The 19,442-nt window shown below is 39.0% G+C and carries 20 protein-coding genes; 18 read left to right on the top strand and 2 right to left on the bottom strand.

All coding sequences use genetic code 11. From position 1 onward, the window contains the following. Positions 1–3 precede the first annotated feature (3 nt). From alaS to M3610_RS06415, 12 genes are all read left to right on the top strand, one after another. A complete protein-coding gene (gene alaS / locus M3610_RS06470) occupies positions 4–2,640 on the top strand; it encodes an alanine--tRNA ligase (RefSeq protein WP_251457473.1) in 2,637 nt (878 codons plus the stop codon). Positions 2,641–2,712: 72 nt separating this feature from the next. Continuing rightward, on the top strand, positions 2,713–2,979 hold the full coding sequence (locus M3610_RS06465) for an IreB family regulatory phosphoprotein (RefSeq protein WP_026563485.1): 267 nt from the start codon (positions 2,713–2,715) through the stop codon (positions 2,977–2,979). A 2-nt stretch (positions 2,980–2,981) separates the two neighbouring features. Then, positions 2,982–3,398 carry a Holliday junction resolvase RuvX gene (ruvX, locus tag M3610_RS06460; protein WP_098575587.1) on the top strand — a complete coding sequence of 139 codons (417 nt, stop codon included), beginning with the start codon at positions 2,982–2,984 and terminating at the stop codon, positions 3,396–3,398. A gap of 12 nt (positions 3,399–3,410) precedes the next feature. Then, positions 3,411–3,722, top strand: a complete 312-nt coding sequence (locus tag M3610_RS06455; protein ID WP_098575586.1) for a DUF1292 domain-containing protein — start codon at positions 3,411–3,413, stop codon at positions 3,720–3,722. Positions 3,723–3,889: 167 nt separating this feature from the next. Beyond that, entirely contained in the window at positions 3,890–5,026 is a 1,137-nt protein-coding gene (gene mltG / locus M3610_RS06450) for an endolytic transglycosylase MltG (RefSeq protein ID WP_251457470.1), read from the top strand. Positions 5,027–5,329: 303 nt separating this feature from the next. Further along, positions 5,330–5,980 (top strand): O-methyltransferase, encoded by a 651-nt coding sequence (locus M3610_RS06445; protein WP_251457467.1) that lies wholly within the window; start codon positions 5,330–5,332, stop codon positions 5,978–5,980. Continuing rightward, the gene (locus M3610_RS06440) at positions 5,977–6,906 is read left to right on the top strand and encodes a peptidase U32 family protein (protein ID WP_251457465.1); all 930 of its coding nucleotides are present in this window, start codon (positions 5,977–5,979) and stop codon (positions 6,904–6,906) included. The genes M3610_RS06445 and M3610_RS06440 overlap by 4 nt, the downstream gene beginning before the upstream one ends. Positions 6,907–6,960: 54 nt before the next feature. Continuing rightward, positions 6,961–8,232, top strand: coding sequence for a peptidase U32 family protein (locus tag M3610_RS06435; RefSeq protein ID WP_251457462.1), 1,272 nt, complete (start codon positions 6,961–6,963; stop codon positions 8,230–8,232). 1 nt (position 8,233) lies between these two features. After that, on the top strand, positions 8,234–8,869 hold the full coding sequence (gene udk / locus M3610_RS06430) for a uridine kinase (RefSeq protein WP_098575581.1): 636 nt from the start codon (positions 8,234–8,236) through the stop codon (positions 8,867–8,869). A gap of 161 nt (positions 8,870–9,030) precedes the next feature. Then, complete coding sequence (gene greA / locus M3610_RS06425; RefSeq protein WP_026563493.1) at positions 9,031–9,507, top strand: transcription elongation factor GreA; 477 nt, start codon at positions 9,031–9,033, stop codon at positions 9,505–9,507. Positions 9,508–9,594: 87 nt separating this feature from the next. After that, complete coding sequence (locus tag M3610_RS06420; RefSeq protein ID WP_251457459.1) at positions 9,595–11,355, top strand: peptidoglycan D,D-transpeptidase FtsI family protein; 1,761 nt, start codon at positions 9,595–9,597, stop codon at positions 11,353–11,355. Between the two features lie 114 nt (positions 11,356–11,469). Further along, the gene (locus M3610_RS06415) at positions 11,470–12,165 is read left to right on the top strand and encodes a YrrS family protein (protein ID WP_251457456.1); all 696 of its coding nucleotides are present in this window, start codon (positions 11,470–11,472) and stop codon (positions 12,163–12,165) included. 45 nt (positions 12,166–12,210) lie between these two features. On the opposite strand, the gene M3610_RS06410 is transcribed toward M3610_RS06415, so the two are convergent. Continuing rightward, positions 12,211–12,414: a DUF2536 family protein gene (locus tag M3610_RS06410; RefSeq protein ID WP_251457453.1), complete on the bottom strand. Its 204-nt coding sequence runs from the start codon at positions 12,412–12,414 to the stop codon at positions 12,211–12,213. Between the two features lie 324 nt (positions 12,415–12,738). Here M3610_RS06410 and mtnN point away from each other — a divergent pair, with 324 nt between their 5' ends. The 5 genes from mtnN (at position 12,739) to M3610_RS06385 (ending at position 16,323) form a co-directional block, all read left to right on the top strand. Beyond that, positions 12,739–13,434: a 5'-methylthioadenosine/S-adenosylhomocysteine nucleosidase gene (gene mtnN / locus M3610_RS06405; RefSeq protein WP_251457450.1), complete on the top strand. Its 696-nt coding sequence runs from the start codon at positions 12,739–12,741 to the stop codon at positions 13,432–13,434. A gap of 13 nt (positions 13,435–13,447) precedes the next feature. Beyond that, positions 13,448–14,371: a PLP-dependent cysteine synthase family protein gene (locus M3610_RS06400; RefSeq protein ID WP_251457447.1), complete on the top strand. Its 924-nt coding sequence runs from the start codon at positions 13,448–13,450 to the stop codon at positions 14,369–14,371. After that, the gene (locus M3610_RS06395; protein WP_251457444.1) at positions 14,372–15,508 is read left to right on the top strand and encodes a bifunctional cystathionine gamma-lyase/homocysteine desulfhydrase; all 1,137 of its coding nucleotides are present in this window, start codon (positions 14,372–14,374) and stop codon (positions 15,506–15,508) included. 488 nt (positions 15,509–15,996) lie between these two features. Further along, positions 15,997–16,137, top strand: coding sequence for a YrzI family small protein (locus tag M3610_RS06390; RefSeq protein ID WP_081825320.1), 141 nt, complete (start codon positions 15,997–15,999; stop codon positions 16,135–16,137). A 45-nt stretch (positions 16,138–16,182) separates the two neighbouring features. After that, positions 16,183–16,323: a YrzI family small protein gene (locus M3610_RS06385; RefSeq protein ID WP_098575574.1), complete on the top strand. Its 141-nt coding sequence runs from the start codon at positions 16,183–16,185 to the stop codon at positions 16,321–16,323. A gap of 451 nt (positions 16,324–16,774) precedes the next feature. On the opposite strand, the gene M3610_RS06380 is transcribed toward M3610_RS06385, so the two are convergent. Beyond that, the gene (locus tag M3610_RS06380) at positions 16,775–18,571 is read right to left on the bottom strand and encodes a M3 family oligoendopeptidase (protein ID WP_251457441.1); all 1,797 of its coding nucleotides are present in this window, start codon (positions 18,569–18,571) and stop codon (positions 16,775–16,777) included. Between the two features lie 182 nt (positions 18,572–18,753). On the opposite strand from M3610_RS06380, the gene M3610_RS06375 reads away from it, so the two are divergent. Further along, a complete protein-coding gene (locus M3610_RS06375; RefSeq protein WP_251457438.1) occupies positions 18,754–19,437 on the top strand; it encodes a response regulator transcription factor in 684 nt (227 codons plus the stop codon). Positions 19,438–19,442 lie beyond the last annotated feature (5 nt).

Here is a 19,442-nt window from a genome sequence, read left to right as displayed (position 1 = left end):
CATATGAAAGATTTAACAGGTTCACAAATTCGTTCCATGTTTTTAGAGTTTTTTAGCAAAGAAAAAGGTCACACGATTGAGCCAAGTGCATCACTAGTGCCTCATGATGATCCATCACTTTTATGGATTAACAGTGGTGTCGCAACCTTAAAGAAATATTTTGATGGACGTGTTGTTCCTGAAAATCCGAGAATTACAAATGCACAAAAATCAATTAGAACCAATGACATTGAGAATGTTGGGAAAACGGCTCGACACCATACATTCTTTGAGATGCTTGGTAACTTTTCCATTGGTGAATATTTTAAGGTGGAAGCGATTGAATGGGCGTGGGAATTCTTAACATCTGAAAAATGGATTGGCTGGGATCCAGAACTTCTTTCAGTTACGATCCATCCTGAAGACAACGAGGCATATGACATTTGGAGAAACACCATTGGTTTGCCAGAAGAGCGTATTATTCGTTTAGAAGGGAACTTCTGGGATATTGGAGAAGGCCCAAGCGGCCCGAATACTGAAATTTTTTATGACCGCGGTCCAGAGTATGGAAATGATCCATCAGACCCAGAGCTTTATCCAGGCGGTGAAAATGACCGTTATTTGGAAGTATGGAACCTTGTATTTTCACAATTCAATCATAATCCTGACGGCACTTATACACCGCTGCCAAAGAAAAATATTGATACGGGGATGGGATTAGAGCGTATGGCTTCTGTTGTACAAAACGTCCCTACCAATTTTGATACAGATTTATTTATCCCGATTATTCGTGCAACAGAAGAGATCTCTGGTGAAAAGTACGGTCAAAACAAAGAAACCGATGTTGCGTTCAAAGTAATTGCTGACCATATTCGGACGGTTGCTTTTGCTGTCGGAGATGGAGCATTGCCATCCAACGAAGGCCGTGGCTATGTACTTCGCCGCCTGCTGCGCAGAGCTGTTCGGTATGCCAAACAAATCAACATTAATCGTCCATTCATGTATGAACTCGTACCAGTAGTTGGCGAAATTATGGATGACTTCTATCCAGAAGTAAAGGACAAAACAGATTTCATTCAAAAAGTTATCAAAAGTGAGGAAGAACGCTTCCATGAGACACTTCATGAAGGCTTAGCGATTCTAGCAACTGTCATTAAGAAGGAAAAAGAAAAAGGCAGTGATACCATCAAAGGTGCTGATATTTTCCGACTTTACGATACCTATGGATTCCCTGTTGAATTAACAGAGGAATATGCCGAAGAAGAGGGGATGAAGGTAGACCATTCCGGCTTCGAGGTCGAAATGGAGCAGCAGCGTGAACGTGCCCGTGCAGCAAGACAAGATGTTGATTCGATGCAGGTTCAAGGTGGAGTCCTTCGTGATGTAAAGGTTGAGAGTAAATTTGTTGGCTACGATGAACTCAAAACAAATTCTACTATAGCAGCGATTATTAAAAATGGTGAACTTGTTGACAGTGCGACAAGTGGTGAGGAAGTACAATTAATTCTAGATGTGACACCATTCTATGCCGAGAGCGGCGGACAAATTGCTGACCGTGGTGTAATTGTAGGTGAAGGCAGCAGTGTTGCTGTTAAGGACGTACAAAAAGCACCAAATGGTCAAAATCTACATCAAGTCATGGTTACAGCTGGAACCTTAAGAACGAATGACAAAGTGAAAGCTGAAGTGGATGCCGAAAATCGTGTCAAAATTATTAAAAACCATACAGCGACACATTTGTTACACCAAGCCTTAAAAGACGTACTTGGCGAGCACGTGAATCAAGCGGGTTCCCTCGTAGAACCTGATCGTCTCCGCTTTGATTTTTCGCATTTCGGTCAAATTAAGCCAGAAGAACTTGAACAGGTTGAACAAATCGTCAATGAAAAGATCTGGAGAAATATCGAACTGGATATCAGCTTAAAACCAATTGCTGAAGCAAAAGCAATGGGAGCGATGGCTCTTTTTGGCGAAAAATATGGTGACATTGTTCGTGTCGTAAGAGTGGGAGACTACAGTCTTGAGCTTTGCGGCGGATGCCATGTACCGAATACCTCGGTGATTGGATTATTTAAGATTGTTTCTGAGGGTGGAATTGGTGCTGGTACAAGAAGGATTGAAGCAGTAACCGGTGAATCGGCTTATAAGTCCCTAAATGAGCAGGTTGGTATGTTAAAGGATGCAGCTGAGAAACTAAAAACCAATCCTAAAGATATCGCTGCAAGAATTGATAGTTTGATGCTTGAAATCAAACAACTTCACAGAGAGAACGAATCTCTTGCAACGAAGCTTGGAAATATTGAAGCTGGAAATCTCGTAACCAAAGCAAAAGAAATTGATGGGGTGACTGTATTAACGGCAAATGTTCAAGGTGCTGATATGAACAACCTCAGAAATATGGCGGATGACTTAAAGCAAAAGCTTGGCTCTGTTGTGATTGTTTTGGGAAGTGCACAGGAAGGAAAGGTAAACTTAATTGCAGCGGTAACGAAGGATCTAATTGAAAAAGGTTACCATGCTGGTAAGTTAATCAAAGAAGTTGCTACACGCTGCGGCGGTGGCGGCGGCGGTCGTCCTGACATGGCTCAAGCTGGTGGGAAAGACCCAGAAAAGCTTGATGCAGCGCTTCAATTCGTTGAGGAATGGGTAAAATCCATTTGATATTGAAATAAAGTAGTGTAAAATGAAGAGAAATAGAATAATTTTCCTCAAATAAAAAGCGAGGTGCATGCAATGAGCTCATTTGACAAAACGATGCGATTCAATTTTCCTGAAGAACCATTTGAACATGATATCAATGATGTTCTTAATCAAGTGTATGAAGCTTTGCAGGAAAAAGGCTATAACCCGATTAACCAAATTGTTGGTTATCTATTATCAGGAGATCCTGCCTACATTCCACGTCATCGTGATGCTCGCAATATAATTCGCAAGCTTGAACGTGATGAAATTATTGAGGAATTGGTAAAATCCTATCTTAAACAGCAGCGAGAGGGTTAATAATGCGCTTATTGGGTTTAGATGTAGGCACGAAGACAGTCGGTGTGGCGTTAAGCGATGAATTCGGCTGGACTGCTCAGGGCCTCACCACTCTTAAAATCAATGAAGAAAGAAATGAGTTTGGTTTTGAGGAAATTGGTCAATTAATAAAAGAGTATCAAGTAGAGAAAGTTGTTATCGGTCTGCCTAAAAATATGAACGGGACGATCGGACCACGTGCAGAAGCAAGTATGCAATATGCCGATGAAATTGAAAAGCAATTTGCCGTTCAAACAATTCTTTGGGACGAGCGTCTTACAACTATGGCAGCTGAGCGCGTATTACTTGAGGCCGATGTGAGTCGGAAAAAACGGAAGAAAGTTATTGATAAGATGGCAGCAGTAATGATTTTGCAAGGCTATCTTGATAGTAAAAATTAATGAGGTGAAGAAATGGTAAACGAGCACGAGCACGAACATGAAGAGGAACAATATATTACATTAGTAGACGAAAATGGTAATGAACAGTTACATGAAGTACTTTTTACTTTTGATTCTGAGGAATTCGAAAAGTCCTATGTATTCTTTTATCCAGTCGGATCTTTTGATGATGAGGAAGAAGATGTCGATATCCATGTCTATGCCTACATTCCAACAGAAGACGGCGGATATGGTCCGTTAATGCAAATTGAAACAGACGAAGAATGGGACATGGTTGAAGAAGTTTTCAATACCTTCAACGAAGACCAAGAAGACGAAGAATAGAAACAGAAAAACCGGCCATTTCCATGGTCGGTTTTTTTTATGGATTTCGTTTTAAAATCTGACAAATTTATTGTTAAATTGACATTCTTCTTACTATATGCTGAAATAATTAAGATGGTCTATTTTTTCGTACGTAGTTCGATGAGTCAAAGGAAAGGGGGAGTCAAATGACAACAAACCATACAGATACAAAAAAAGATGTTATTCGTAAAAAAATGTTAGAACATCAAAAAGAAGCAAAAGTTGTCAGAAAGATAGTTTTGATTATTTCTATTTTATTGCTATTATTTATACTCTTAATCAGTGGTGGAGGATATTTGTATATAGATTCAGCGCTTAAACCTATTGACGCAGATAGCAAGAAGTTTAAACAGGTTGATATTCCGTTAGGTTCATCGGTAACTGGTATTGCCGAAACATTAGAATCAAATGGCATAATAAAGAGTGCAAAAGTATTCAAATATTATGTTAAGTTAAAAAATGAAGGCGGGTTTATGGCAGGGCAATATCAACTAAGTCCGTCTATGGATGTCCCTGAAATCGTCAACCGCCTCAAGACGGGAAAAGTACTGGCACAAGCCAGCTTCAAAATTACAATACCAGAAGGTAAACAACTAAGGGAAATCGCTGCGATCATGGCGAAAGCAACTAAGCAGAATGAAAATGATGTTTTTAATAAATTGAACGATCAGGAATTTATTAAATCATTGATGGCTAAATATCCTGATATCTTAACAGAGGAAATCTTAAATTCCTCAGTGAAATATCCTCTTGAGGGGTATTTGTACCCTGCAACCTATCCGTTTTATAAAAATAATCCCTCAGTGGAGGAAATGGTTGCTGCTATGCTTACGAAAACGCGGACAGTATTATCTGACTATGCGGAACAAAGTGAGAAGAAAAAGCTATCTGTTCATCAACTTTTGACAATGGCCTCCTTAGTAGAAGAGGAAGCAACCGAAAAGGCAGACCGCAAAACGATTGCAAGTGTTTTTTATAATCGCATAAAAAAGGGAATGATGCTCCAAACGGATCCAACTGTTCTCTATGCACAAGGGAAACACAAGGCAAGGGTATTATATAAGGATCTAGAAGTGGAATCTCCCTATAACACTTATCAAAATACTGGTTTACCTCCAGGACCAATTGCCAATGCTGGAAAGTCTTCGATTGAAGCATCACTTGATCCTGCGCAAACAGATTTTTATTACTTCATAGCAACAGCTGACGGAGAGGTTATTTTTACAAAAACACTCGAAGAACATAATAAAGAAAAAGCAAAACATATTACTAGTAAAAAATAAAGGCTTCTACGAGGGAAACAATCGCTTTCCCTCGTTTTTTTGTTGAAATTTACGTTTGGTTTATGATAAAATAGTTCAAGTATTTTAATAAAGGATCCATAGCGTAACTCACAGTAAAGGTACCCTAAGCAGCAACTGCTTGGAACGCATGATGGCGGATTTTTGCCGTTAAATGCTGAAGATTACTGTGAACGCTATTTTTTCATGTCTAAAGAGCATTATGGATAGAGATAATAAAAGTATTTTACTTAGAGAATTGCTACATGAGTGCAATTCTTATTTAAGGATAGAGGTGAGGGCAGCTTGTTAAATGAAAAGCTGCATTCTTATATAGAAGGTCTTATTTCAGAACGAGATCCATTACTAACAGAAATGGAAAACTATGCAAGTATTCATAATGTTCCTATTATGGAACTCGCGGGTATAGAAACCATGCTTCAATTATTGCGGCTTCACCGTTCGGCAAGAATTCTTGAGGTAGGCACGGCAATCGGTTATTCAGCCTTACGAATGGCTGATGCGTTGCCAAAAGCCCATATCGTTACCATCGAACGTGATATGGAACGGCTGCAAGTGGCAGAGGAATTTATTCAACGTTCGGAACATCAAAATCAAATTACTTTGATTAAAGGTGATGCACTAGAAGTTGAGGATGCTGTGAAAGACCATGCCTCATTTGACGTCATTTTTATTGATGCAGCAAAAGGTCAATATAAAAAGTTCTTTGAGATGTATTCAAAATATTTAAGTGATGATGGAATGATCATTACTGACAATGTTTTATTTAAAGGACTGGTCGCTGAACCAGAAATTGAAACGAAAAGAATTCGTAATCTCGTCAAAAAAATTGATGAATTTAACCACTGGTTAATGAGCCATCCAGATTATCATTCGGTCATTCTACCTGTAGGGGATGGGGTTGCGATCAGTAAAAGAAGAGGTGAGAGGGAATGAAAAAACCGGAATTACTTGTAACTCCGTTGACAGTTGATGATATCTTGCCATTAATTGAAGCAGGTGCAGATGCGTTTGTAATTGGTGAACAACGCTATGGGCTGCGGCTGGCGGGTGAATTTACTCGTGACGATGTACAAAAAACGATTGAACTAGCTCATTCAAAAGGTAAAAAAGTCTATGTGGCCATGAATGCGATTTTTCATAATGAAAAAATTGATGAATTAGATGATTATATTAAATTTGTTTCTGACGCAAAGGCTGATGCGATTATTTTCGGTGACCCAGCCGTTTTAATGACTGCCAGAGAGGTTGCTCCTGATATGAAACTCCATTGGGGTACGGAAACCACTGGAACAAACTGGTTTACTTGCAACTATTGGGGAACAAAGGGTGCAAAAAGAGCTGTCCTTGCCAGAGAAATAAACATGGACGCCATTGTGGAAACAAAAGAAAATGCAGAAGTGGAAATCGAAGTTCAAGTTCATGGGATGAGTTGTATGTTCCAATCGAAACGTTCCTTGCTGGGAAATTATTATGAATACCAAGGGAAGGTATTAGAAATCGAAAACCGCAAAATGGAAAAGAATATGTTCCTGCATGATAAAGAACGTGAGAATAAATACCCCATTTTTGAAGACGAAAATGGAACCCATATTATGAGTCCAAATGATATTTGTATCATTGATGAATTGCAAGAAATGTTAGAAGCGGGTGTAGATTCGTTTAAAATAGATGGAATCTTAAAAAGCTCTGAATATATTCTTGCAGTAACAAAGGCTTACCGGGAAGCCATCGATTTATTTAGTGAAGATCCAGACGCATATGAAGATAAAAAGGACGAGCTTTTAGCTGCAATTGAAGAAATTCAGCCAGAAAATCGTTCATTAGATACAGGATTCTTTTTCAAAGAGACCGTTTATTAACAGAAAAGTGGAAGCGCCTAGGCGCAGAAGCTAGACAATTGGAGGGGTTCAGCTATGAGTACAGTTAAAGATAAGATTTCTGAAATTATCGATGGAAAACGTGTCATTGTTAAGAAGCCGGAACTCCTTGCTCCAGCTGGAAATCTTGAAAAATTAAAAATTGCTGTCCATTATGGTGCTGACGCCGTGTTTATCGGTGGCCAGGAGTATGGACTTCGTTCAAATGCAGACAACTTTACCTTCGAAGAAATGAAAGAGGGTGTAGAGTTTGCTAAGAACTATGGAGCAAAGATTTATGTAACTACTAATATTTTTGCTCATAATGAAAATTTGGACGGATTAGAGGAATATATCTTAGGCTTGAAGAAAACAGGAATTGCGGGAATTATTGTTGCAGACCCGTTAATTATTGAAACTTGCCGCCGTCTTGCACCGGAAATTGAAATCCATATTAGTACACAACAATCACTTTCTAACTGGAAGGCAGCTCAGTTTTGGAAAGAGTCAGGGGCAGAGCGAGTTGTTTTAGCACGTGAAGTAAGCGCAGAAGAAATTAAGGAAATGAAAGAAAAGGTCGATGTCGAGATTGAAACCTTTATTCATGGTGCCATGTGTATCGCTTATTCAGGCCGTTGTACTTTGAGTAACCATATGACTGCGAGAGATTCAAACCGTGGCGGCTGCTGTCAATCATGCCGCTGGGATTATGATCTTTACCAACTGGAAGGCAGCAATAAAGAAGTGGCTCTCTATGAAGAGGGAGACGCTCCATTTGCAATGAGCCCGAAAGATCTTAACTTAATTCAAGCAATCCCGCAAATGATTGAACTTGGAATCGATAGTTTAAAAATTGAAGGCAGAATGAAATCCATTCACTATATTGCAACAGTCGTTAGTGTATACCGCAAAGTAATCGATGCTTATTGCGCCGATCCTGAGAATTTTGTTATCCAGAAGGATTGGTTAACAGAGCTGGACAAGTGTGCTAATCGAGAAACAGCACCAGCATTTTTTGAAGGTGTTCCGGGGTATAAAGAGCAGATGTTTGGTAATCATAGCAAGAAGACAAATTTTGAATTTGTAGGTCTTGTTTTGCATTATAATCCAGAAACCCAAATGGTTACACTTCAGCAGCGAAACCATTTTAAACCAGGTGAAGAAGTGGAATTTTTTGGACCTGAAATTCAAAACTTTACACATGTCATTGATAAAATATGGGATGAAAAAGGTAATGAATTGGACGCAGCAAGACATCCACTTCAAATTGTACAATTTAAATTGGACAAACCGGTCTACCCTAACAACATGATGCGAAAGGAGAACTAGCATGATGCGTAAACCGGTTGTTATTGGTGTAACCGGCGGCTCCGGCTCCGGAAAAACCAGTGTAACAAAATCCATTTATGAAACGTTGAAAGATCTTTCGATTTTAGTGATAGAACAGGATTATTATTATAAGGACCAGAGTAATTTACCATTTGAAGAGCGTTTGAAAACAAATTATGATCACCCGCTTGCGTTTGATAATGACTTACTTATTGAACATATCGAAAAACTTTTACGATATGAAATCATCCAAAAACCTGTTTATGACTATTCAATCCATACACGTTCTGACAAGGTCATCCCTGTAGAACCAAAAGATGTAATCATTTTAGAAGGAATCTTAGTACTTGAAGATGAACGACTACGAAATTTAATGGACATTAAATTGTACGTAGATACGGACGCAGATTTACGAATTATCCGCCGTTTGACACGTGATATTAGTGAGCGTGGCAGGACCTTTGATTCCGTTATTGAACAATATCTAAATGTTGTTCGTCCGATGCATAATCAATTTATTGAACCTACTAAGCGATATGCAGATATTATTATCCCTGAAGGCGGCCATAATCATGTGGCGATTGATTTAATGGTCACAAAAATTCAAACAATTCTTGAACAAAAGTCATTTTTATGAAACAATAGCAAGGAATAGTCTAAATATTAATTTCAGACTGGAAAAATATTTTCTGTCGCGCGCCCTTATAAAAGAGGACGCGCTACTATCTATTATGCTGATGGGCATAGAATTACATAGAGTACATACACAATTCTTAAGGACTAGAAGGAGTGAGGGTTTTGGCTACAGAGAAAGTATTTCCGATGACACAAGCAGGTAAAGAAAAACTGATCCAAGAACTTGAATATTTAAAAGCTGTGAAACGTAAAGAAGTGGTGGAGAGAATTAAAATCGCGAGAAGTTTTGGTGATTTATCTGAAAACTCTGAGTACGATTCTGCGAAAGAGGAACAGGCATTTGTTGAAGGCCGAATTACTACTTTAGAAAATATGATTCGTAATGCCAAGATTATTGCAGAGGCTGCCATGGCAAGTGACTCTGTAACATTAGGTAGTTCTGTTACGTTTGTTGAGCTTCCAGATGGTGATGAAGAAACGTATTCGATTGTCGGAAGCGCTGAAGCTGATCCATTTGAAGGGAAAATCTCTAATGATTCCCCAATCGCCAAAAGCCTTTTAGGTAAAAAAGTAGGCGATCAAGTATCAGTTCAAACTCCTGGCGGAGAAATGAGCGTCCGAATCGTTAGCATAAAATAATCGTTATTATAACTATTTTTGGTCTTTCATTTGAATAATTGATTGAAATAAGAAAACCTCGTCAAAACTTTTGACGAGGTGTTTTTTATGTGGCGAAAACGAGCGATAGGATGGCTTATAATATCTATAACCGGTTTGCTATTACTTTTAGCACGTTTAATGCAAATACAGTTAATTGAGACAGAGACATTTTCGAAACATAATGTAAATTTACTAGAAGAAAGCGTAAAACAACGAACACAGGAACTAGTTATTGATAATGGCAGAGGGAATTTTCTAGACAGAAATGGTGAAATGCTCACGCATAAAAAGGTGTCTGTTCTAGTCCTTTTCCCCTTTTTAAAAAAAATGGACTGGGATACTGACAGGGTATCTGACATTTCTGGTATACCTGTAGAGGTCCTTAAAAAGGCTGTGGAAAGAGCGAAAAAGCCTTTTGCCTTTGGTGACCCTGAACCTTTAGAACTTACGACTTCACAAAAGGATAGAATCAATCGTTTGAAAATCCCAGGAGTATTTGCGATTGAAAAGAAATTTGAGCGTTCAGAAATACCAGCAGAGCAGCTAATTGGGCTTACAGGAGAAAATGCAACCGAATTAAAGAAGCGTTACCCGGATAAAGAACTAACCGAGAAAACCTTGATTGGTGTATCAGGGCTGGAAGAAAGTTTTGATGAATTCCTTCTTCCTGAAGGAAAGTCTAAGCTCATTTATCATGTCGATGGAGGCGGGGCGCCCCTGTTTGGAATTAATGTGAAATATGTGGATCCGGCTAATCCGTTTTATCCTGTTAATGTTCGGACAACCCTTGACAAGACTTTGCAGCAAAAAGCGGAGGATTTAGTGGACCAATATGAAATTAAAAAAGGGGGGGTGGTTCTTCTTAATATTGAGGATAATAGCATTCTTTCACTTGTTTCGCGGCCAACCATCAATAAAAATGATCCCTATAATGGTGCAGGAATGACAAATATGATGTTAAAACAGCAGATTATGGGTTCAGTTTTCAAAACGGTTGTCGCAGCTGCGGCTATCGATCATAATCTTGATAATCCGCAGCGACTGTTTGATTGTAGTAAGAAAATCAATGGAAAACCTGAGTTAAGATATAATTACGGAATGTTGGACTTTACGAATAGCTTTGCGAGAAGCTGTAATCGAACGTTCGGGGAAGTAGCAAAGGAATTGCAAAAAATAAATCCACACCTTATAGAAGACTATGCAGAAAAACTGTCGCTTACAAGTTCTGTTGGCTGGCATGGCGATATTTTTCATACAAATGATTTTAAACAACTGGCTGATGAAGATAGAGGCAGAGTATTTCTATCGGATGATGCAAGAAAGGATGCAAATATCGCGGCGATGTCTGGAATTGGTCAGCATGAGGTACGGGCAACTCCTTTGGCTGTCGCTAATATGATGGCAACAATCGCAAGAGGTGGAGAAAAAGAGATGGTAAGAGCCGTCTCAAAAATAGAGTATAAGAACGGGACGACAATGGCAGATTTCCCAAAGCAAAACCTAAAAGGTGAGAACATCTCTCCTTATACCGCAATGAAACTTCAAAGATTACTGCGGGAAGTTGTCGTAAACCCAAATGGAACGGGAAGATGGTTTAAAGACTTGCCCTACGAGGTCGCAGGGAAATCCGGGACAGCAGAGACTGGAAAATATCAAGCGGGGATGCAGCTGCATAATAAATGGTTCGCAGGTTATTTCCCTTATGAAAATCCCAAATATGTCCTTGTTGCCGTGAATTTAGATGTGCTCGATTCGGAGGGCGGAGTAAATTTGTTATTCGCTGAAATGGTAAAAATGTTATATCAAAAAGATCATGGAATGCAATAGGAAATGGTTTTTCCTTCAAGTTCTCTTGAAATCATGTTAGAATATTGAGAGTCTATAAATGTCGGGCTCCAGTCTGTAGGGGAGTTCTGTATTTTTACTTAGGAGGGAATAATTTTGACTAATAACATTAATTCTAAATCACGTTCAGGTTATCGTGCAAAAAGAAAAAAGACTAATATCGTCTTAAATAGTTTAATCGTCGTTGTACTCTTACTGATAATTTTTGTCGCATACAATATTTTTGCTACAGGAAATGATAATGCATCACCAAAAAAGGAAACAACGAAAACAGAACAAAAAGAATCGGCACAAAAGGATACAGAAAAAACAAAGTCGGAAGATGTCACTTCAGCTGAGGACGACACTGATACTGATACTGCTGCACAAGAAGAAGAACTAAGTGAAGAGACTTCAACAACGGAAGAATCCGCAACGACAGAAGATTCTTCAGCTACTGAGGAAGCGGATAAATCACAGGAAGTGGTAACAGAGGGTGATGGGGGAAGTGAGACTGAAAATTCATCATGGGAGCCTGTTGGTACAACTCAAACGGGCGAGCATATCGCTAACTATGATAAATCTTCCGCTGACTGGCAAGAAATGTTAAATGCTATTTCCTATGCCACTGGTTTAGACCAAGCCAACATGACAGTATATTGGCTTGGAAGAGATAAATCTACCGCAAATGGCTCGTTTAGCACAGTCGCTTCAAAAGATAATAAGCAGAAGTACAATGTCTACCTTCAGTGGGTGGATGGCCAAGGCTGGAAACCTACCAAGGTAGAAGATCTCTCTGGGAATGACCATTAAAAAATGGATAGTGAAAAACCTCTCAAAATCTCTGAGAGGTTTTTTTTATTTCTTTTTAAAATGGACAACAGCAGTAAAATATGTTTGGCCATTTTCATTAACATGCATTTGGTGGGAAACGGAATGGACAGAAAGTAAAATTGCCCGATTTTCGTCAATTTGCGATTCAATCTTTTTTTGTAAGGTTTTTAAATTATTTGCCTCAAAAAATTCCACTTTATCCTCAATAAGTTCAAATTGAAAATTCATATGATCACCTTCCTATTGTTTGTATTTTAGCTTTTTCCAAGAATTCGCACAACGAAATTGTGAAGAGCCTGGCAAATATAATTCGTTGGGAACAGGTTTTTCACGAACCCATATGATACTTATAGGATTGGAGATATAGCTCTGTCGCGGGGGAAATTGGAGAAGTACTTGCTGTATTATTAGCATGCTTTTTTCAAAAACGGTAGAATAGTGTTTGCGGATACGATGGATGAATCCGAGGAAGATTATTAGCAGAAACGTTACGACCTTAAACAAGGCTAGACAGCTAAGGAAGGCGTAAAAAAATGAGAAAGAGGTCCAAGTATGAAAATCGCAATTATCGGAGCAATGGAAGAAGAAGTTACCTTACTTAGAGACAACATCACCAATCAAACACAAGAAACCGTCGCAGGATGTGAGTTTACTTTTGGGCAAATGCATGGTGCGGATGTTATTTTGCTCCGCTCTGGAATCGGGAAAGTAAATGCGGCCATGTCAACGACTATCCTGTTAGAAAAATATAAGCCTGATTGTATCATAAACACTGGTTCTGCAGGTGGCTTTAACCCATCACTTAATGTGGGAGATGCGGTTATTTCTACTGAAGTCAGACACCATGATGTTGATGTAACGGCATTTGGCTATGAATATGGTCAAGTACCACAGCTGCCTGCTGCATTTTTAGCAGATGAAAAATTAATTTCAGTTGCTGAAACAGCTGCACAAGAGCTTGATAATTTCCAAATTGTTAAAGGCTTGATTGTCACAGGAGACTCATTCATGGAAGACCCGGTCCGAGTTGACTTTGTCCGGTCTAAATTTAATGACCTGCAGGCCGTTGAAATGGAAGCAGCAGCGATTGCCCAAGTGGCCCATCGATTTGGAGTTCCTTTCGTAATTATTCGTTCGCTTTCAGATATTGCTGGAAAAGAATCCGAACTTTCGTTTGATCAATTCATTGATAAAGCGGCGACCAATTCTGCAACCCTTGTAATGAAAATGGTGACAGCTTTACGATAGTAGAGGTGGAAAAATGAAGGTTTATAAAAATGTTCATGAGCTGATCGGGCATACCCCGATTGTTGAGATTTCACAGTTTCCTTTGCCTGATGGAGTTCGTATTTATGCAAAGCTAGAATTTATGAATCCAGGCGGCAGTGTAAAAGACCGCCTTGGGGTCGAGCTATTACAGGAAGCATTTGCATCTGGAAAATTGCAGACCGGTGGAACTGTGATTGAACCCACCGCCGGGAATACCGGGATTGGTTTAGCACTTGCTGCTATTAACAAAGGAGTACAGGTGATCCTATGTGTTCCTGAAAAGTTTAGCATGGAAAAGCAAGATTTAATGAAAGCACTTGGAGCTAAGATCGTTCATACTCCAACTGAGCAAGGAATGAAAGGGGCAATTGCCAAGGCTGAGCAGCTTCTGAAGGAAATACCTGGTTCGTATTGTCCACAGCAATTTGGTAACCCTGCCAACCCTGAAACGTATTATAAAACACTTGGACCGGAACTTTGGGATCAAATGGACGGTCAAATTGATATCTTTGTAGCGGGAGCAGGCACTGGCGGAACATTTATGGGAACTGCTCGTTACTTAAAAGACCAAAAGAATACTGTGAAAACAGTGATTGTTGAACCGGAGGGCTCTATCCTTAATGGTGGAGAATCAGGTCCGCATAAGACTGAAGGGATTGGAATGGAATTTTTGCCAGGATATATGGATCCTGATTACTTTAATGCAATTCATACTGTACCTGATGATTCTGCTTTTGCTTTGGTAAAGGAAATCGCTATGAAAGAAGGCTTGCTGGTGGGCAGCTCTTCGGGAGCAGCCTTTCATGCAGCATTGATAGAAGCTATGGCGGCTGAGCCTGGCACAAATATTGTGGTTATCTTCCCTGATGGAAGCGAACGATATTTAAGCAAGAAGATTTTTGAAGGAGGTATTTAGATGAAAAGGAAAACCCAATTGATTCATGGTGGAATAAGTAATGATCCTGCAACGGGGGCGGTTACCTTTCCTATTTATCAAGTGAGTACGTATAAGCAAGAAGGTGTCGGTGGACATAAGGGGTATGAATATTCTCGTACCGGAAATCCTACAAGATTTGCGCTTGAGGAATTGATTAAAGAGCTTGAAGGAGGAAAAGCAGGATTTGCTTTTGGCTCTGGGATGGCAGCCATGACAGCAGTAATGATGCTGTTTAACAGTGAGGATCATGTCATTTTAACAGATGATGTTTACGGTGGCTCGTTTCGTGTAATGACTAAAGTCTTGAATCGGTTAGGCATTGATTCTACTTTTGTTGATACAAGTAAGGCTGATAATATTTTAAGTGCCATTAAACCCAATACGAAAGCGATCCATTTAGAAACACCTACCAATCCGCTATTAAAAATTACGGATATTGAGGCAGTTGCAAAGCTTGCCAAAGAACATAATCTTTTAACCATTGTCGATAATACATTTTCAACACCTTATTGGCAAAATCCAATCGAACTGGGTGCGGATATTGTTGTGCATAGTGCCACCAAATATCTTGGCGGGCACAGCGATGTCGTCGCAGGCTTAGCTGTTGTAAACAGTGAAAAGCTCGCGGAAGATCTCCATTTTGTGCAAAATTCAACAGGAGGAATCTTAGGTCCGCAAGATTCTTATTTATTAATTCGTGGGATTCGTACTTTAGGGGTTCGCTTGGAAGAGATGGAAGCCAATACAAAGGCTATTGTAGAATTTCTACAAGGACACGAGAATGTGAAGAAAGTTTATTACCCTGGGCTTGAAACACATCCCAATCATCAAATCGCCAAAAAGCAAACAAGAGGATTTGGCGGGATGGTTTCATTTGATGTTGGAAGTGCCGAGAACGCTGACAAATTACTTAGTAAGGTGAAATATTTTACATTAGCAGAAAGTCTTGGAGCAGTAGAAAGCTTGATTTCAGTACCAGCAAGAATGACACATGCATCGATACCAGCAGAACGCAGAGCAGAACTTGGAATCACAGACGGCCTCGTAAGAATCTCAGTGGGCTTAGAAGACGCAGAAGACCTCATCGAAGATCTTGACAATGCATTAAAAGCTTAAAACTTGGGTGTCAAGCACATGTGAAGAATTCACATGGTGCCTGACACCCTTTTTTAAATTAGGCTTATTAATTAATTTATAAAAACTTCTGTAAAAAAGGTTTACAAAGTGGTAGTGTATGGATATAATTACCGTAGAAAGTAAAAAATTCCAAAAAGGAGGTCGAAGAAAATGATGTTAACTTTAACTCGTAAGATTGTTGCACCAATGGGCATGACTTTAGCATCTACAACTGTATATATGAATATCAAACATTCGACCCGACTGGAATGGATTGCTTAAGATTACGTTAAGTTACCCATACATATCCATGCCGCAGGGAGAATGATCCTTTGCGGTATTTTTGTGCCTAAAAAATCACCAATCCGCAGGGGATAATCTTCTGCGGCCTTTTTGTGCCCTTTTTGAGAGCATTTTGGATATGTGCTGCATAAATTAAATTTGTTGTGACTGAGTAATTAAAAATTATTTAAAGGAGGTGGTACCACATGACCCTGAACATACTCTTCTTCACGATTACATTCAAAAAACGTGAGATCAGTCTTCAAGAGGCTGCAAACCAGGAAATGGTAGAAAAGCTTTATGAACAAAACAAGGATAAACAAATTTCCATGTACCGCTATATGTAATGGAAATCCTTAATTAAAAGCTAAAAACAAAGGAAGTGTACCGAAATGACTCTAAATATCATCTTCTTTTCGATTACGATTAAGAAAAGAAAAGTAAGTACAGAAGAAGCTATTCATCAAGAAATGGTTGAGAAGCTTTATGAACAAAACAAGGACCGTCAAGCATCCATGTTCCGCAGCATGTAATTAGCAATAAATTTGATAAAAAGAAAGGTGGTTTTAAATATGAAGTGTTTAGTAATGCAAGGTCGGGGTGCAAGTTTCTGGATTATGAAGGATACCACCTAGCTGAGAATAAAAATTAGGAGGTAACGAGATGCCGCTCCATATCTTATTATTGTCGCTATTCTTTAAATCAAAGAAAAAAAGTTCATAATGATATCATAGGTAAATATTATTGCTAATAGCCTCACTTTTTTGTTAACAAAATGTTCGAATTTCCCCCCGGTAGATACTGTGAAAATATGATAAATTCAAATTAGAAAGAACAGGATCTATCTAAGGGGTGGAGAGTATGTTCATGGTTGTGATGGCAATCGTCATTACTGCGGCAATCAGCTGCGTAATTTCAGCTGAACTTAGTGTAGAATAAAAGTAAGCATCGACCACACCAATCGGTCGATGCTTTTATTTTTCCTTATTTATCTGTTAACATTAAGAACTCATCAATATCATCAAGACAAATTTGAACGGCTTTCTCCCAGAATTCTGGTTGAGTTAAATCAACCTGTAAATGTTTCTTTGCAAGGTCTTCGACTGACATGGATGCTGTATCCCTTAACAGGGCAATGTACTTTTCTTCATAACCTTTCCCTTCTACTAGCGCCTGTGCATAAATGCCAAGTGAGAAAAGAAAACCGAATGTATACGGAAAATTATAAAACGGAACCCCAGTAATAAAGAAATGTAGTTTTGAAGCCCAGAATAATGGATGATACTCTTCTAATGCATCGTTATAGGCCATTTTTTGAGCTTCAAGCATTAACTCATTTAAACGTTCCACCGCAACAGGCCCTTGTTTTCTTTCCGCATAAAAACGTGTTTCGAATAAGAAGCGCGCATGAATATTCATCAATAAGGCAACAGTTCTTTGGATTTTGTCATCTAAAAGAACAAGTTTTTCTTCCTTATCCTTCGCATTTTTCACGGCAGCATCTGCAACAATCATTTCAGCAAAGGTTGAAGCCGTTTCAGCGACATTCATCGCATAATTGCGGTTGAGATGATGGACACCCTTCATGGCAAATGTGTGGAAGCCGTGACCTAGTTCATGTGCTAATGTTGAAACGTTTGATGGTGTTCCTGAGTAAGTCATGAAAATACGAGACTGATTACTTTCCGGAAAGAAAGTACAAAAACCGCCAGGTGCTTTTCCAGGTCGATCTTCCCCCTCAATCCATCGTTCTTCAAATGCTTTTCGAGCAAAAGAAGCCATTTTCTCTCCAAAAATCGCGAAGTTCTGTTCGATAAATTGAGCTCCCTCTTGATAAGTAACCTTTGAAGCCGTTTTTCCCAATGGAGCATCTAAATCGTACCAGCTCAATTTTTCAATACCTAAGAGCGATGCTTTCCGATCTAAATACTTAACGAGCTTTTGTTTGTTATCCGAAATGACTGCCCACATGGTTTCCAAAGTACCCTTTTCCATACGGTTAATGCTAAGCGGCTCTTTCAATATATCCTCCCAGCCTCTTTTCTGGTAAACATTTAAACGAAAGCCCGAAAGGTGATTAAGGGTTTTGGCTAATAAATCAGCCTGTTCTCCCCAAGCCTTCTCCCAATTCGCAAAGATTGCTGCGCGGATATCTCTGTCAGGGCTTGAAAATTTGTTGAAAGCCTGACCGACGGACAGTTGTTTCTCTTCTCCGTTTTCGTTAAAAGGGATTTTTATTTTTCCAACGATTAAATCATACAACTGACCCCAACTATGATAACCATCCACACCAAGGGCGCTAATTAATGCTTCTTCTTCTTTAGATAGTTTATCTTTTGCACGTTCACGCCGTTCCGTTAATATGTAAGAAAGGACATTTAATTGTTCATCCGCTAACAGCTTCGTCCAAACTTCATCAGTGATCGATGTTAATGAAATGTCAAACTTACTAAGAGCTGTTTGAAAGGCAGCACTTAAGCTGGTTACTTTGGAGTCCAAGTAGTATGCCTTTTTATCGTCTGTATTTTGTGCCTGCAAACACCCAACAAAGGCACCTGCCTGACGCAGCTTTTTAGCAGCATGCTCAAAGTCCTCAAGTAATTCTTTCAAGAGATTTGCGTCCTCAATCGCATTGAGTGGTGACCAGTTATTCACTTTTGATTGGAATAGCTCAATTAATTCTGAGGTGAGGATTAAATGGTCTGCAAATTCAGCGGATTCACTGCCACCTTTAAAAATTGCGTCTAGGTCCCAAACATCTAAATATGGAGTGGTTGTCAATCTATATACCCCCTTTATGTATTTACAATATAATTATATAAATTTCTTTCGAAAAATTCTATAAACTACGCTTTCCGAAGAATCGGTCGAAAGCGTAGGAAATTACTATTATCTTCATATTTGTATTAGTTGGTATATAGTATAATTTAAATCTAGATTTCTATTTATGGGAGTGGAAGTTCGTGAAAAAAATACTACTCGTAGACGATGAACCAAGAATGTTAGATTTACTTTCCCTTTATCTAACTCCCAAGGGATATACCTGCATAAAAATGACTACTGCTCGTCAGGCCATTCATTATTTGCAAGAAGAGAAAAAAGCAGAAATCATTTTGTTAGATGTAATGATGCCTGAAATGGGGGGGTGGGAAGCATGTCAGGAAATTCGAAAACACTGGGACATCCCAATCATCATGCTAACCGCACGAAGTGAAAAAAATGATATTGTAAAAGGTTTAAACATGGGGGCAGATGACTATATTTCAAAACCCTTTGATGAAGAAGAATTACTTGCTCGTATTGACGCCGTTTTAAGAAGAAAAACAGGTTTTACAGGATTGATTGACTTTAAGGGTCTTGAATTGAACGAGGACTCTTTCAGTGTTGTTTTCAATAATCAGCAAATCCCTGTAACACCAAAAGAATTTGCTTTATTAGCGCTTTTCCTAAAAAATCAGAATAAAGTGTTTACCCGTGAACACTTATTGACAACAATCTGGGGTTATGCGGCTCAGGCAGAAGACCGGACAATTGATTCCCATGTTCGTAATTTACGAGATAAATTACGAAAAACAGGATTTCCAGTTGATGAATATTTGACAACCGTATGGGGACTGGGGTATAAGTGGATGGATAAGGATTCATAAGTGAA

The sequence above is a fragment of the Neobacillus sp. MER 74 genome, from assembly GCF_023714155.1.
Note: the sequence above shows the minus strand (reverse complement) of the source record. Positions and strands in the feature narration are given on the sequence as shown.

Coding starts and splice junctions, on each gene's coding strand:
- alaS (WP_251457473.1), top strand. CDS start 4: ATGAAAGATTTAACAGGTTCACAAATTCGTTCCATGTTTTTAGAGTTT.
- M3610_RS06465 (WP_026563485.1), top strand. CDS start 2,713: ATGAGCTCATTTGACAAAACGATGCGATTCAATTTTCCTGAAGAACCA.
- ruvX (WP_098575587.1), top strand. CDS start 2,982: ATGCGCTTATTGGGTTTAGATGTAGGCACGAAGACAGTCGGTGTGGCG.
- M3610_RS06455 (WP_098575586.1), top strand. CDS start 3,411: ATGGTAAACGAGCACGAGCACGAACATGAAGAGGAACAATATATTACA.
- mltG (WP_251457470.1), top strand. CDS start 3,890: ATGACAACAAACCATACAGATACAAAAAAAGATGTTATTCGTAAAAAA.
- M3610_RS06440 (WP_251457465.1), top strand. CDS start 5,977: ATGAAAAAACCGGAATTACTTGTAACTCCGTTGACAGTTGATGATATC.
- M3610_RS06435 (WP_251457462.1), top strand. CDS start 6,961: ATGAGTACAGTTAAAGATAAGATTTCTGAAATTATCGATGGAAAACGT.
- udk (WP_098575581.1), top strand. CDS start 8,234: ATGATGCGTAAACCGGTTGTTATTGGTGTAACCGGCGGCTCCGGCTCC.
- M3610_RS06420 (WP_251457459.1), top strand. CDS start 9,595: ATGTGGCGAAAACGAGCGATAGGATGGCTTATAATATCTATAACCGGT.
- M3610_RS06410 (WP_251457453.1), bottom strand. CDS start 12,414: ATGAATTTTCAATTTGAACTTATTGAGGATAAAGTGGAATTTTTTGAG.
- mtnN (WP_251457450.1), top strand. CDS start 12,739: ATGAAAATCGCAATTATCGGAGCAATGGAAGAAGAAGTTACCTTACTT.
- M3610_RS06400 (WP_251457447.1), top strand. CDS start 13,448: ATGAAGGTTTATAAAAATGTTCATGAGCTGATCGGGCATACCCCGATT.
- M3610_RS06395 (WP_251457444.1), top strand. CDS start 14,372: ATGAAAAGGAAAACCCAATTGATTCATGGTGGAATAAGTAATGATCCT.
- M3610_RS06390 (WP_081825320.1), top strand. CDS start 15,997: ATGACCCTGAACATACTCTTCTTCACGATTACATTCAAAAAACGTGAG.
- M3610_RS06385 (WP_098575574.1), top strand. CDS start 16,183: ATGACTCTAAATATCATCTTCTTTTCGATTACGATTAAGAAAAGAAAA.